Below are 13,201 nucleotides of genomic sequence, written 5' to 3'. Positions count from 1 at the left end.
TCCCTAGGTCGGAGGCTCCAGCCCCACCAGGGCAATCGCCAAGCCGTAGGCAGCCCCCATCACCACAAGTTCACCGCCGGCCAGTTTGCTGAAGTCTGCCCGGCCGAAGGAGTCCCCGGCAAGAAGCCGACGCCGATGCACCGCCCCGAACCCGATCAACACTCCCAGCATGGTCACCTTCAGGAGCAGGACCAGTCCATAGAGCGACGACAGCAACACCGTCAGATCGGGCACGCGCACCAGCGCACTCGCCACCCCGCTGACCGCCACTACGGCTGCACAGATCAGAGCGAGCCTGCTGAACCGCTGAGCGACAGCGTGCAGCCGGTCACCGACAGCTACCGCAAGCCAGGCCACACCTGCGAGCCCTCCCACCCACAGTGACGCCGCCGCGATGTGCGCCGTCATGCTGAACATCGCCAGGCTGTGACCGGTTTCGGAGGCGGCATGACCGCCGAGGGCCAGCGTCGTCGTGCCTGCCACCGCGAGAAACAGTGCCATCCGAAGGGCGGTGAGAGTCCGGGCAACCCACGCGAGCACAGCACTGGCGAGCAGAAAACCGATCTGTGCGACCAGCGCGCGTCCTGAGGCGAGCTCATTCAGGAAGGCCCCGAAGTCACCTAAATCCGCTTCCAGCGGACCGGCACCAGCCACCTCGAAGTAGGTCCAGAGCAGCAGCACAGAACAGGCGACGACGGCGGCGAGCGCAGCCACACTCCCCCGCCGCCCCAGCCGCTCGGCAAACGGGGACAGTTCTTCTGCACCGTCCTGAACGGGCAGAAGAACGCCGACACAGAGAACCGCAATCGCTGCCAGGCTCGAAAGGTGCACCAGTCCCCGCGTCAACGGCAGCGTCCACCCGACAAACCCAGCCGCACCGGCGTCGTCGAACAGGGCCAGGATGACCAGCGGAATCAGCGCTACCAACAGCACCGGCAGCAGGACTATGGCTACGACCCGCCGGGAGGGCGCGCCGGCAGCAGGCCTTCTTCGGGACAACACGTGCATGGCTGCCTTCTTGAAAGTCAGGAAAAGATCGGTACAGCGATCCTAAGCCAGCTTCCCGCCACCCCGAGGACATCCGAGCGCGCGGACAACGATCGGCGCTAACCTAGCTCCGTGACCGTTGTTATTGACCATGCCACCGCGAACGACGCCGGCCCGCTCGCCACCCTCGCGGCCGTCACCTTCCCGCTCGCCTGCCCGCCGACCTCCCGCCCGGAGGACATTGCGCACTTCATCGCCACGGAGCTCTCCGAGGAGCGGTTCAACCAGCACATCGCGGACCCGGACAAGATCCTGCTGTGCCTGCGTGAAGACGGGCACCTCCTTGCGTGGAGCATGCTCGTGAAGGCCTTACCGAAGGATCAGCAGGTGCGTTCCTCCCTGTCGATCTTCCCGACGATTGAGCTGAGCAAGTTCTATGTGCACCCGTCCCACCACGGGCAGGGTTCGTCGTCGCACCTGATGGAGGCATCGCTGGAAATCGCAGCGAAGGGAACCGACGCCAAAGGCATCTGGCTTGGCACCAATGACCGCAATGCCCGCGCCGTCCGCTTCTATGAAAAGCACGGGTTCGCCCGAGTCGGCGCGAAGACGTTCCAGCTGGGCAGCAACGTCGAGACCGACTTCGTGATGGAGCGCCCGCTCTCCTAGAACCGGCCTACGCTTAATTCGGCCGCGCCCACCCTAGGCGCCGTTTCCGTCCAGCGGAATATTCCTTCTGTTATAAGAAACTTATTCCCTGAATCCATTGACAGTGCGCTTCGTCACGCCTACTGTCGTTTTTGGGATCCCAAGTTCGATTGAGTGTATCCGCCGGACCACGAGTCAGTTGAGGCGGCGCGGCACCCAACACCCGTTCGCACGTTCTAAGGAATTCATGACATGGCCAATGACGACCATCTGACCTCGACGGTGGATCTGCCACCTCAGGATCTATCCGACACCTCGGGAGACGCGGCCCGCAGGACCACCGAAAGCAAAAAGCCCACGAAAATTCGGTGGAAGCTCTTCGTCCTACTGCTCATCCTCGTCACCCTCAACTATGTGGACCGCGGGTCCATCTCCGTGGCCATGCCGCTCATCCAGGAAGAGTTCAACCTCTCACCGGAGTCCATCGGCGTTCTGCTCTCCGCGTTCTTCTTCGCCTACGCCCTCATGCAGGTACCCGGCGGCTGGCTCGTTGACCGCCTCGGTGCACGCAAGATGGTCACGGGCTCCTGCGTGGGCTGGGGCCTTGCCACGGCTGCCTCCGGCCTGGCGTGGAACTTCGCCAGCCTCTTCACAGCACGCGCACTGATCGGCGTCACCGAAGCGGCGATCATGCCCGCCGGCGGCAAGCTCAACGGCCAGTGGATGGCCACCGGCGAACGCGGCCGCGGCGCCACCATTCTCGACGCCGGCGCTCCCCTTGGCGCCGGCATCGGGGGCATCGCGATTGCCGGCCTGATCGGCCTCACCGGCGGCTGGCGCGGTGCCTTCCTCGCAGCCGGCATCGCCACCGCTCTCTTCGGCTTCCTCGCCTGGTGGTACATCCGCGACACCCCCCGCCAACACCGAAGCATCAACCAGGCCGAAGTGGACCTGATCGAAGCGTCCCACGCAGAGGAAGACGCGAAGGCAGCAGCCGCCGGAGCCCCCGGCAAGCGCGGCCTGCTCCCCTACCTGAAGTTCAAGTCCTTCTGGGCCATGTGCTTCGGCTGGTTCGGCTTCAACGGTGTCTTCTACGGCCTGCTCACCTGGGGCCCGCTCTACCTTTCCGAGGCCAAGGGCTTCAACCTCGCCGGAGTGGGCTGGGGAACCTTCGTCATCTTCGGCGCAGGCTTCGTGGGCGAAATCCTCGGCGGCAACATCGCCGACGCCTGGCGCGCCAAGGGTGCCTCGGCCAACAAGGTGATGCGCACGCTGCTCGGCTTCTCGAGCCTCGTGGTCGTCGCAGGACTGGTCGGCGTCACCCTCGTGAATGACCCGATTACCGCCGTCGTGCTCCTGTCCGTGGTGCTGTTCTTCCTGCGCTGGGTCGGCCTCTTCTGGAGCATCCCCTCCCTGCTCGGTGGCCGCGGCAACGCCGGCGTCCTCGGCGGTGCAATGAACCTTGCCGGCAACGTCAACGGCTTCATCACCCCCATGGCCATCGGTTTCATCGTCGGAGCCACCGGCGGTTACACCTGGGCACTGCTCTACTTCGTCGGTGCAGCCATCGTGATGTTCGTTTCGGTGATCACCCTCGACTACAGCCGCCGCCTGCCGGTCTAGGAACACACCATGAAACTCCTGGTCATCAATCCAAACATCAGCGAAAAGGTGTCCGCTCTGATCCTCGCTGAGGCACAGCGGGCAGCGTCACCCGGGACCGAAATCATCCTGCGGACGGCGCCCTTCGGCGTGGAATACATCGAAACCCGCATGGAATCGCTGCTCGCAGCGGGGGCTGTGGCGCAGGTGATCGCAGAGGAACACGAGAACGTGGACGCCGTCGTCGTTGCCGCTTTCGGCGACCCGGGCATGCCGGCGCTCAAGGAATTCGTGGACATCCCGGTCGTGGGAATCACGGAGGCCGCGCTCTACACCGCGGCCCTTCAGGGCACCCGGTTCTCCATTGTGGCAATCTCCCACCGGATCACGGCCTGGTACCGGGAGTGCGTGGAACGGAACGGTCTCGGGGGGCGGTTGGCTTCCATCCGCTCCCTGACCGACCCGCTCACCGGAATAGGTTCCGTCCAGGAGGACTTCACTCCCCACCTGCTCGAGCTCTCAGGCCAGGTGGTCCGCGAAGACGGGGCCGACGTCGTCATCCTCGCCGGCGCTCCGCTGGCCGGGTTGGCAAGGGAAGTAGGCAACCAGATTCCCGTGCCGGTTGTGGATGGCATTTCGGCCGGCGTGAAGCAGGCCGAAGTGCTCGTCGCCCTCGCAGGTGGAAGCCACCGTGCCGGCAGCTTCGCACCCCCTCCGCCGAAACCGAATGCCGGCTTATCAGTTGCCATTACCCGCACGCTTGGACGCGGGCACGAGATTCATGGAAAGGAACGTGGTCCGGAATGAGACTGGACTCGCTCGTCACGAATACCGTCATAGTCAACGCCACCCATACGGTCACCGGCCACATCGGCGTGCTGGACGGGCGCATCGCCGCAATCTACGACGGTGCCACCCCTCCCGACGAACTCCCCGAGGCTGCCCGCATGATCGACGCGCGAGGCCGCACCGCCATTCCGGGCGGAGTGGATGGGCACTGCCACATCGAACAGGTCACCGGTGCATACTCATCACTGGACACCTTCGAGTCCGCAACCATCGCCGCGCTCTGGGGAGGCACTACGACGGTCATCGACTTCGGCATCCCGCGCTCACTGAACGAAACTCCCTTGCAGGCTGCGGAGAACAAGCTGCGCCTGGCACAGGTAGCGCGCTGCGATGTTGCGCTGCACGGTTCGGTCATCACCTGGGACGACACCGTCCCGGCCCAGCTTGAGCGGCTGTCGGAACTCGGCATCCGGTCGGTGAAGATGTACACCACCAATCGCGGTTCCACCATGGCGGATGAGGACACCATCCTGCGCGTCATGAAGGAAATGGTCCGTCTCGACGGGCTAACCTACATACACGCCGAGCACGACGCCATCATCGCTGACTGCACCGGTGACCACGCAGGCCGCGGAGAGACCGGGATCGAGAACCTGCACCGTACCCGGCCGGAACTGGCGGAGATCGCCTCTGTTCGCGAAGTCCTGGCCATGGCCGAGTACACCGGCGCACCGGTTTACTTCGTGCACCAGACGGTCTCCGAAGCAGTCGAGCTGGTACAGGACGCCCGGTTCCGCGGGTTCAGCGCCTACTCCGAGACCTGCCCGCACTATCTGAGCCTTGACGAAAGCGTTTATGGCTCGGAGTTCCCCGAGCGGTTTGCCTGCTGTCCCCCGATGCGCAGCAGGGAGGCCGTTCAGGAGCTTGTCGACCGGGCTCTCGCCGGCGGAATCGACACCGTCTCCTCGGACCATTCGTGCTACGACATGGGCCAGAAGTCCTCACGCAAGGACGACATCCGGTTCATGCCGCACGGTCTTCCCGGCGTCGAGACCCGGATGCCGGCGACGTTCACCTCCCTGGTTACGGAGCGGGGAATGCCACTGCAACAGTTCGTGGAACTCTTCGCCGCCGCACCGGCGCGCATCAATGGGCTGGCTTCCAAGGGAGTCCTTGCTCCCGGATACGACGCCGATATTGTTCTGTTCGATCCGCGGGAAGTCCGGACTGTCGACGGCGCCGCGCTCCACATGGGGACGGACTTCTCGCCCTTCCATGGCCTGGAGCTCGCTGGGTGGCCATCGACGGTTATTTCCGCCGGCCGCGTAGTGCTCGACGACGGCGTCTTCAGCGACCCGGGACCCGTTGGCCGGTTTATCCGGAGGCAGGGACCGCGCGAGATGCAGGGCATCAGGCAGGAGGTCCTGTCGCATGTATGAGCTGGCTGAGACTTCACGATCGACCCGCATCGGGATGATTGTCCCGTCGTCGAATACGTGCCTTGAACCGCAGACCTATCGGATTCTCGGGGACCGCACCGACGTCACCGTGCACTTCACGCGTGTCGAAGTCACGCGGATTGCGCTGGACGACGGTTCGAACAGGCAGTTTGACCATTCCACGATGGTTGCCGCGGCGCGGCTCCTGCAGACAGCCGACGTCGATGTGATCGCATGGAACGGCACCGCCGGATCATGGTTGGGCCCAGCAGCAGACCGCGAGATGGTGCGTCAGATCACCGCTGAAACAGGTGTCCCGGCCACCACCTCGACGCTCGCCTACCTGGACGCCCTCAAGGCGTTCGGGGCAACGCGGATCGGACTGATCACGCCCTACACAGCGGACGTCAACGATGCAATCGCTCGACGGTATTCCACGGAGGGCATCGAGGTGGTGTCCGAGCGGCACCTCGGGCTGTCCGTGAACGAGTCCTTCGGGAGGGTTCCGCCGTCGGACCTGCTCGAACCGTCCCGTGACCTGGCATCGCGGCAGGACCGACCAGACGCTCTGATCTACCTCTGCACCAATCTGTACGGCGCGCCGGTGGTCGAGCAAGTCGAGGCGGAGACCGGCCTGCCCGTGCTCGACTCGGTGGCAGTGACGCTGTGGAAGACACTCACCATGGCCGGGGCTCCCGGCCTTGACCAGCGCTGGGGACGCCTGTTGCTCTAGTGCCTGCTCTGCCCCTGCGGTCAGCCGAAGAGGTGCTTCAGCGTCTGGTCCCGGTAGGACTGGACGTGGTGTAACGCCTCTTCGGCTGCTGCCGCCGGGTCACCGGAATTGATCGCCGCGCATAGGTCACTGTGCTCGTTGCATACGGCATCGAGGTTGGATACCTGCCCGAAGAGCCAGTGCAGTCTCCCCATCAGGGGCGTCAGAATGTCACGCAGGGTCGCGCTGCCTGAGAAATCGATGATCGCGTCATGAAAATCCGAGTTCGCCGCGCGGGCGGCCTCCCGATCTCCCTCGGCGAGCGCTTCACGGGATAGCTCGACATACTTCTGGAGGTCGTTGGGCTCACCGGCAGCCACCCTCTCCGCCGCCAGCTTCGACGCCAGGCCCTCCAGCGCCTCGCGGATGTCGAAGATCTCCTCGACTTCCTTGCGCTCGAGCCGCTTGACCACGATGCCGCGGGTTGGCAGTGTCTCGACAAGGCCTTCCCGATGAAGGATCCGGATCGCTTCGCGGACAGGGAACCTGGAGACCTCAAACTCGGTTGCAAGGTCACGTTCCACCAGCCGCGTACCAGGCGGGAACGTTCCGTTGAAGATACGGCTGCGGATCTCGTTCCCGACGATCTCACGCAGAGGAAGGTCATGGCGATACAGTCCGCCCTGAACACTCATGTACTGTCCCTTCACCGCCGTCTTCGCGCGAAATCCACACTACCGGTTCATGGTGAATCCTCTGCCTCAATTCGTTGTCTTCGCCCGCAAGTGCATCCGCTCGCCCTGCCGCCCGAACAGGCTGAGGAACTCCACGGCGTGACGGTCCGCCTTCCCGAACCAGTGCGGTACCCGGGTGTCGAACTCCGCCGCTTCCCCGGCGGGCAGCACCAGGTCGAGTTCACCCAGGACCATGCGAAGGTTACCGTTCAGCACGTACAGCCACTCGTACCCCTCATGGACCTTGAGGTCAGGTTCCTCGAGCGGCATGTCGGCGTGCAGCACGTGCTTGTAGGCCTGGATGCCGCCCGGCCGGCGGGTCAGTGGTACCACCGTTCCACGCCCCATATCGATCGGACGCAGGTGTACGCGCGGGTCACCCGTAGTCGGTGCACCCACGAGTTCATCCAACGGCACCTGATGCGCCTGGGCCAGCGGGAGCAGCAATTCCAGGTTCGGTTTACGTTGTCCGGATTCAAGCCGGGACAACGTGCTCACCGAAATGCCCGTCGACTCGGACAGCGCCTGAAGGGTCACGTCCCGCTTCACCCGGAGCGCCCTAAGCCGGGGCCCCACCGCGGCGAGGGCTTCTCCAATCTCGTCACTCATACCCATATTTTGCCACTTCAGCAAGGTTCCTTGCTAGTCGCGTTTGCCCGTTCCATGCTGAAACCATGACACCTGAACTGAACTCTTTCGACGTCGTCGTGATTGGCGGCGGAGCCGCCGGCCTCAGCGCGGCACTGATGCTCGGGCGCACCCGCCGGAGTGTCGCCGTGGTCGACGCGGGCCACCCACGCAACTCCCCCGCCAGCGGCGTGCACGGGTTCATCACCCGTGAGGGGATGAACCCGCTCGACCTCGTGACCGCCGGTCAAGCCGACGTGCAGTCCTATGGCGGCGCCATAATCGCCGGCACCGTCGTTGACGCAGCCCGCACCGCTGATCCCCACCTCCGCTTCCGCACCACGCTCGACGACGGGACCGTGCTCTCCTCGCGCCGGCTGCTCCTCACCGCCGGACTGACCGACGTGCTGCCGGACATTCCCGGACTCCGCGAACGGTGGGGCCGGGAGGTCCTGCACTGCCCGTTCTGCCACGGGTGGGAAGTCCGCGACCAGCGCATCGGAGTCCTGGGTACCCGCGCCATGTCGGTCCACCAGGCGTTGCTGTTCCGCCAGTGGAGCAGCAGCATCACACTCTTCCTGAACGACACCGTTGAACCGACCGAGGAAGAGTGGGAGCACCTCGCCGCGCGCGGGATCGAGGTCGTGGACGGCGGCGTGACCCGCGTCCTCAATGAGAACGACGGCGGCGCCCTGAGCGGCGTGGAACTCACCGGCGATCTCGTGGTCCCGGTAGAGGCCCTGGCGGTTGCACCGCGCTTCGTTGCCAATACCGGGATCTTCACAGGCCTGGGTCTCAACCCGGTCCAGCACCCAGCCGGTGTCGGCGAGCATCTTGCGGTGGACGAGATGGGGGCCACCGACGTCGACGGCGTCTGGGCCGCCGGGAACGTGGCGAACCTGATGCTGCAGGTCCTGCCGTCCGCCGCAGCGGGCTCGGCAGCAGCGGTGGCCATCAATAACCACCTCATGGCCGAGGAACTCCAGCGGGATCTCGAGACTTACCGGTCCTCTTCCGCGGCCGCCCCCGCAGGGAGCAGGATAGGAGCGGAGGTTTCCTGATGCATACACACCACCAGGCCCACGATCACGGTCCCCGCGAATTCGACGAAGCGTTCTGGGACGCCCGGTACGCGGAGAAGAAGCGCATCTGGAGCGGACGCCCGAACCCGCAGTTGGTCGCCGAAGCCGAGGGCCTGCGTCCCGGTACCGCGCTCGACGTCGGCTGCGGTGAAGGCGCGGATGCGCTGTGGCTGGCCGCGCGCGGCTGGGAGGTCACCGGCGTCGACATCTCGAGGGTCGCTCTCTCCCGCGCGGCCGAGCACGAGCGGGAGCAGCGGGAGGGGCAAGAATCCGGCACTTCTCCGGTGCGCTGGGAACATCATGACCTCACGGCCTGGGCCCCTCCGTCGGGCTCCCTTGACCTCGTCACCGCCCAGTACATGCATCTGCCCACCGCCCAGCGTGAGCACCTGTTCCGGAACCTGGCCCGCGCCGTCGCGCCGGGTGGAACCCTGCTGATTGTTGGTCACCACCCGTCGGACCTGCAGTCCGAAGCATCCCGCCCTAACCTGCCCGACCTGTACTTCACCGCGGAGGACATCGCGGAGATGCTCGACGACGGCTGGGAGCACCAGGTCATTGAGGCACGTCCGCGTAAGGCCAGCGGTCCGGAGGGCGAAACCCTCGCCGTCGCCGATACCGTCTACCGGGGCCGGCGCCTGACGTAGACACAGCGGTCAGGAGACGACGAGCGCCTCCAGGTCGTCGAAGAACGCCTGATAGCCCGCAGCTGTCTGCTCGCGCTGCTCCGCGGAGAAGTCGGGGGCGTCCTGCACAAGGGTCATCTGCGTACGGCCGTCGACGTCGGCGAAGGTGACGCTGATGGGCGCTCCCGGGTCCGTGCCTGGCCGGTCGGTGATGGTCAGGCCCAACCGTTCCGGCGGGGTCACCTCGGTGTACTCGCCCTCCCAGTTGATGGTGTTGCCGTCCGGCAGCTCCATGACGGCGTGCCAACTACCGCCGGGGCGAACGTCGAGCACGAGGGAGTCGCGTGGCACGTGGACCTGCGAACTTCCGAACCAGACGGCGAAGTCCGCGGGGTCGGTCCACGCTGCGAAGACGCGTTCCCTCGGGGCGGCGAAGGTGCGGGTGACAGTGATCTGGTGGGACATGCGGATCCTCTCTCCGTGATGGGGCGTCAGCGCTGAAAGCCTACGCCCTGCCCTTCAAGATGGCGTACCAGTACAACCGGATGAACCCGTACCGCTCCACCAGCCACGTCAGCCGCTTCTCCTTCGCGAGGCCCTTCCAGCCGGGAACGGAAGGTTTGGGTGCGCGGGTGTCATCGAATTCGGCAAGCACCACTGTAGAGCGACTTACCGTGAAAGGACAGGCTCCGTAGCCGTTGTACTCCTGGCTGGGCTGACTGCCCTTGAGCACAGCTTTCAGGTTCTTCGCGAGGACCTTGGTCTGCTGCCGGAGGGCCGCACCCGACTTGGAGTTCGGGGTCCCCGCCGCGTCACCCAGCGACCACACCGTTGGGTGAGTGACGTGTCGGAGGGTCTTCTTGTCGACGGCGACGAAACCGTCGTCATCGGCCAGGCCGGTTTCGCGAATCCAGTCCGGGGCGGACTGCGGCGGTGCGGCGTGCAGGACGTCGTACTGGATCTGTTCCTCCGTGCCCTGGGCGGTGTCACGCAGGGTGGCCACCCGGTTGTCGGCGTCGACCGATGTGAGTTCCGTGCTGCAGCGCAGTTCGATGCCGTACTCGGTGATCTTCCGGTTCAGCTCCTCGTCCACAACTTCGACGCCGTAGACGGTCTTCGTCGGGACGGCGAGGATCACGCGGATGTTGTCGAGGACGCCCTGCGAGCGCCAGTAGTCGCACGCGAGGTACATGGGCTTCTGGGCGGCGCCGCCGCAGGTGATGGGGCCGTCGGGCATGGTGAAGACCACTGTTCCGGACCGGAGGTTGCTCAGCAGGCGCCATGCCTTCACGGCGAGGTCGAGGCTGTAGTTCGTCGCTCCGTACGGGGAATCGTAGGCGCTCTGCAGACCTGGAATTCCGTCCCAGTTCTTCTGGATTCCAGGGCAGACGACGAGGTGTCCGTACGTGAGAGTCCTGCCGGAGGCGAGCGTCACGGTCTTCGTTGCCGGCTCTATGGCTGTGGCAGAGTCACGGTGCCAGGTGATGCCCTTCGGCATCACGGACTTCTGTGACCGCACGGCCATCTCCGCCTTGCCTGTACCGCCGGCAATGTGGGAGAAGAAGGGCTGGTATTGGTGCTGTTCAGTGGGATCGACGACGGCGATTCCCTTGACCTTGTAGCGCTTGAGGCGTGCCGCGAGGGAGATACCGGCGTTTCCGCCGCCGATGATCAGCACCTGGTATTGCAGGTCTCCCTGTCCCTGGGATTCTCCGCTGTCCTCAGACATGATCGCTCCTCTCGATGGTGAGCTCACCCATGCGGTTCCAGTTCGTGGCTGAGATCTGTTCACTGATGATGTGCGGAGTTTCGACGAGCGCCTGCGGCATGTCCTTCATGGCCTGCTGGAAGTGGTCGCTGGTCACGTGGGCGCCGGCGGAATCGTCTTCAAAGGCCTCAACGAGGACAAACTCGTTGGGGTTATCCACGCTGCGCGACCAGTCGAACCAGAGGTTGCCGGGCTCGGCGCGGGTGGCTTCGGTGAACTCGCGGGTGAGATCGAGCCAGCGCTCGCTCCAGTCGGGCTTCACGTTGAATTTGACGACGATGAAGATCATGCTGATGCCTTCCGCTCGAGTGGTTCCTGCACCATGCTAGGCGTCCCGGGCGAGCGCCGCAGTCCCCCAGGAGTGATCAGCTTCCACCCGGAACCAGCAGCGTTGACGTCGGAGCCGGCAGCGGAGCCGGCTGGGAACGCTCCGTGAAGCCGTCCATGATGTTCAACAGAGTCATGATGCCGATCACCACCAGAGACAACCTGATCACAACTCCAGCAAGCCCGGGACGCTTCGATCTCCGGCGCGTGCTCCCCCGGCGGTTGGAGGTCGGCGGGCGGGCCGGGGACCGCCCCGTGGCCACCTGGTCGCGCATTCCAACCCGACGTCGCTGGAGTGTCTGCGAGGCACCGCCGTCAGCTGCATGCAGTTCCTGTGTAGTCCACAAGCCGGGGCTTCGTTCACCGGCCAGCATCTCCCTGAGATACCGCGCGATGACGTCGACTGCAACGATATCCAGCACGGTGGGCAGCGAGCGCAACGCCGGTATGAACGTCTCCGCCGCTTCAATGCGGACGCCGCTATTCGAACGACCTGCAACATCGGGCTGTCCGATCAAGCAGATCCAGCCGACAGCGAGGTACCGATGCTGTGGTTCCAGCAGCGCTGCGACGGCGCTAGCCTGGTCCAGCACAGTGTCGATCCGCGCAGCCCGGTACCCGTTCTGCCGCAGTTCGCCGCCGCGCAATTCAACGGTGCCGGTCCAGTTCTTTGTGTCCAGAACGACGACGCCGACCGGCCCAACGAGCACATGATCCAGATTCGCTTTGGGTCGACCCGGCCAATGGACATCGTGAAGGACGCGCCAACCCTCACCTTCGAGCTCGGCCAGCCGTTCAGCGACAAGTCGCTCTCCCAGCGCCCCCGCCTCCCAGGCGTGCAACTGCTGCTCGGCGCGCACCAATTCCTGCTTCAGCTTCTCGACCCGCTCCCGAGCCCGCCGCGCCTGTTCGGCAGCACCTGCTCCTGCAGCCGCATCTGTCGACATGTTCCCCCCATTCGATCCTTTTCAGACTAGGACCGCATTCCAAGGCTTGGACCAGGAAATCCGCAAAACTGAATCAGTTCTGGAGGTAGGGAGCCGCGCAGGAATGGCCCTGTAGGGAGGTGACCTAAGCCGTCCGCAGCTTCTCGGCGAGCTCCGGGAGACTGCTCGCCTCAAGGTGCGGGGTCTCGAAGTATGCCGGGTAAGCCGTACCGGATCGGTTGATCCACGCCGTCTCCAATCCGGCCCGGTGCGCGCCGTGGATGTCCCAGGGGTGAACCGCAACCAACAGGAGCTCCCCCGGCTCCCGAACGAGTTCCGCCGCAGCATACTCGTAGGCTTCCTGAGCGGGCTTCCAACGGTCGGCGTCGGCGACGCTGAGCAGTCTGGCGAAGTGTTCGCGGATTCCTGCCCGCTCGAAAAGCGCTTCCGCCACCGACGTTGCGCCGTTGCTCAGGGTGACCAGCTCTGCAAGGCCGGCGAGCGCCTCAATGCCGGGGACGACGTCGTCGTGCACGGAAAGTGTTGTCAGCACGCCCATGATGTTGTCCTCCGCGGCAGTGTGGTCCCCCGCGCCGAGCGTGTCAGCGCACAGCCGCTGGAGGCTGTCCTTGGCGAGGTCGGCGAAGCCGGGATGATCGTTCGTCACGGTGAGGGCGAAGCCGTCCCGCAGGATCCCCGCGAACCACACGCGCGCCGCCAGCACGGGCAGCCCCTCGTCGTCGAACGCGTCGGCGAGCGGACTCATATCGGACAGGGTTTCATTGACGTCGAAAATGATGGTTCGTGGCTGATTGGTCATGGTGCAACCATGACAGGAGGAAGCGGCCGGGAACAGGCTTACGGCCGCCAGGTAGGAGAAATGCGACTGCGCCTGTCCGCCGGTGTGGAGTCCGGCGGACAGGCGCAGTCAGGG

General features: G+C 65.0%; 15 protein-coding genes. 7 read left to right on the top strand and 8 right to left on the bottom strand.

Annotated elements, in window-relative coordinates; genetic code table 11:
* Positions 1-3 precede the first annotated feature (3 nt).
* Positions 4-1,008, bottom strand: coding sequence for a copper resistance D family protein (locus AC4D2M_RS12685; protein WP_490892247.1), 1,005 nt, complete (start codon positions 1,006-1,008; stop codon positions 4-6).
* A 111-nt stretch (positions 1,009-1,119) separates the two neighbouring features.
* Here AC4D2M_RS12685 and AC4D2M_RS12680 point away from each other — a divergent pair, with 111 nt between their 5' ends.
* From AC4D2M_RS12680 to AC4D2M_RS12660, 5 genes are all read left to right on the top strand, one after another.
* Positions 1,120-1,656 (top strand): GNAT family N-acetyltransferase, encoded by a 537-nt coding sequence (locus AC4D2M_RS12680; RefSeq protein ID WP_490892246.1) that lies wholly within the window; start codon positions 1,120-1,122, stop codon positions 1,654-1,656.
* A gap of 231 nt (positions 1,657-1,887) precedes the next feature.
* Positions 1,888-3,258: an MFS transporter gene (locus AC4D2M_RS12675; RefSeq protein ID WP_490892245.1), complete on the top strand. Its 1,371-nt coding sequence runs from the start codon at positions 1,888-1,890 to the stop codon at positions 3,256-3,258.
* 9 nt (positions 3,259-3,267) lie between these two features.
* Complete coding sequence (locus AC4D2M_RS12670; protein WP_490892244.1) at positions 3,268-4,044, top strand: aspartate/glutamate racemase family protein; 777 nt, start codon at positions 3,268-3,270, stop codon at positions 4,042-4,044.
* Complete coding sequence (locus AC4D2M_RS12665; protein ID WP_490892243.1) at positions 4,041-5,465, top strand: dihydroorotase; 1,425 nt, start codon at positions 4,041-4,043, stop codon at positions 5,463-5,465. The genes AC4D2M_RS12670 and AC4D2M_RS12665 overlap by 4 nt, the downstream gene beginning before the upstream one ends.
* Positions 5,458-6,198 (top strand): maleate cis-trans isomerase family protein, encoded by a 741-nt coding sequence (locus AC4D2M_RS12660; protein ID WP_490892242.1) that lies wholly within the window; start codon positions 5,458-5,460, stop codon positions 6,196-6,198. Before AC4D2M_RS12665 ends, AC4D2M_RS12660 begins: the two co-directional genes overlap by 8 nt.
* 20 nt (positions 6,199-6,218) lie before the next feature.
* Here the strand turns inward: AC4D2M_RS12660 and AC4D2M_RS12655 are convergent, their stop codons facing one another.
* Together AC4D2M_RS12655 and AC4D2M_RS12650 are read right to left on the bottom strand one after the other, a co-directional pair.
* Positions 6,219-6,872 (bottom strand): GntR family transcriptional regulator, encoded by a 654-nt coding sequence (locus tag AC4D2M_RS12655; protein WP_490892241.1) that lies wholly within the window; start codon positions 6,870-6,872, stop codon positions 6,219-6,221.
* A gap of 66 nt (positions 6,873-6,938) precedes the next feature.
* Positions 6,939-7,520: a helix-turn-helix domain-containing protein gene (locus AC4D2M_RS12650; RefSeq protein WP_490892240.1), complete on the bottom strand. Its 582-nt coding sequence runs from the start codon at positions 7,518-7,520 to the stop codon at positions 6,939-6,941.
* A gap of 65 nt (positions 7,521-7,585) precedes the next feature.
* Here AC4D2M_RS12650 and AC4D2M_RS12645 point away from each other — a divergent pair, with 65 nt between their 5' ends.
* Both AC4D2M_RS12645 and AC4D2M_RS12640 read left to right on the top strand, forming a co-directional pair.
* A complete protein-coding gene (locus AC4D2M_RS12645) occupies positions 7,586-8,599 on the top strand; it encodes an NAD(P)/FAD-dependent oxidoreductase (protein ID WP_490892239.1) in 1,014 nt (337 codons plus the stop codon).
* Entirely contained in the window at positions 8,599-9,267 is a 669-nt protein-coding gene (locus AC4D2M_RS12640; protein ID WP_490892238.1) for a class I SAM-dependent methyltransferase, read from the top strand. Before AC4D2M_RS12645 ends, AC4D2M_RS12640 begins: the two co-directional genes overlap by 1 nt.
* Before the next feature lie 9 nt (positions 9,268-9,276).
* Here the strand turns inward: AC4D2M_RS12640 and AC4D2M_RS12635 are convergent, their stop codons facing one another.
* The 5 genes from AC4D2M_RS12635 to AC4D2M_RS12615 all read right to left on the bottom strand — a co-directional run bounded on the left by AC4D2M_RS12635 (position 9,277) and on the right by AC4D2M_RS12615 (position 13,087).
* Entirely contained in the window at positions 9,277-9,711 is a 435-nt protein-coding gene (locus AC4D2M_RS12635) for an SRPBCC family protein (RefSeq protein ID WP_490892237.1), read from the bottom strand.
* Between the two features lie 40 nt (positions 9,712-9,751).
* Positions 9,752-10,975, bottom strand: coding sequence for an NAD(P)/FAD-dependent oxidoreductase (locus AC4D2M_RS12630; protein WP_490892236.1), 1,224 nt, complete (start codon positions 10,973-10,975; stop codon positions 9,752-9,754).
* On the bottom strand, positions 10,968-11,303 hold the full coding sequence (locus AC4D2M_RS12625) for a putative quinol monooxygenase (RefSeq protein ID WP_490892235.1): 336 nt from the start codon (positions 11,301-11,303) through the stop codon (positions 10,968-10,970). The genes AC4D2M_RS12630 and AC4D2M_RS12625 overlap by 8 nt, the downstream gene beginning before the upstream one ends.
* Before the next feature lie 76 nt (positions 11,304-11,379).
* Complete coding sequence (locus AC4D2M_RS12620) at positions 11,380-12,288, bottom strand: nuclease-related domain-containing protein (protein ID WP_490892234.1); 909 nt, start codon at positions 12,286-12,288, stop codon at positions 11,380-11,382.
* A 124-nt stretch (positions 12,289-12,412) separates the two neighbouring features.
* Positions 12,413-13,087, bottom strand: coding sequence for a haloacid dehalogenase type II (locus AC4D2M_RS12615; protein ID WP_490892233.1), 675 nt, complete (start codon positions 13,085-13,087; stop codon positions 12,413-12,415).
* Between the last annotated feature and the right edge of the window lie 114 nt (positions 13,088-13,201).

The sequence above is a fragment of the Arthrobacter sp. TJ-270 genome, from assembly GCF_058269075.1.
Note: the sequence above shows the minus strand (reverse complement) of the source record. Positions and strands in the feature narration are given on the sequence as shown.